The sequence below is a fragment of the Alishewanella tabrizica genome, from assembly GCF_014652375.1.
Lineage (GTDB): Bacteria > Pseudomonadota > Gammaproteobacteria > Enterobacterales > Alteromonadaceae > Alishewanella > Alishewanella tabrizica.
In genome coordinates this window covers 1-643 of sequence record NZ_BMYR01000043.1, presented here as the reverse complement: position 1 = coordinate 643, position 643 = coordinate 1, and the positions used below count along the sequence as shown (strand labels likewise).

Genomic DNA, 643 nt, shown 5'->3' with positions numbered 1-643 from the left:
GATTGCGGACAGTGTCTGGTGGGTAGTTTGACTGGGGCGGTCTCCTCCTAAAGAGTAACGGAGGAGCACGAAGGTTGGCTAAGTACGGTCGGACATCGTACGGTTAGTGTAATGGTAGAAGCCAGCTTAACTGCGAGACAGACACGTCGAGCAGGTACGAAAGTAGGTCATAGTGATCCGGTGGTTCTGTATGGAAGGGCCATCGCTCAACGGATAAAAGGTACTCCGGGGATAACAGGCTGATACCGCCCAAGAGTTCATATCGACGGCGGTGTTTGGCACCTCGATGTCGGCTCATCACATCCTGGGGCTGAAGTTGGTCCCAAGGGTATGGCTGTTCGCCATTTAAAGTGGTACGCGAGCTGGGTTTAGAACGTCGTGAGACAGTTCGGTCCCTATCTGCCGTGGGCGTTGGATGATTGAGTGGAGTTGCTCCTAGTACGAGAGGACCGGAGTGAACGAACCGCTGGTGTTCGGGTTGTCATGCCAATGGCACTGCCCGGTAGCTACGTTCGGAACGGATAACCGCTGAAAGCATCTAAGCGGGAAGCCGGCCACAAGATGAGTCATCCCTTAGGCTTTAAGCCTACTAAAGGGTCGTTGGAGACCACAACGTTGATAGGTGAGGTGTGGAAGCGTGGTG

Annotated in this window: 1 rRNA gene; it reads left to right on the top strand. The window is 54.1% G+C overall.

Annotated features, from left to right (window positions below):
- Positions 1-643 (top strand): 23S ribosomal RNA (locus tag IE070_RS16535); the annotation flags it as partial.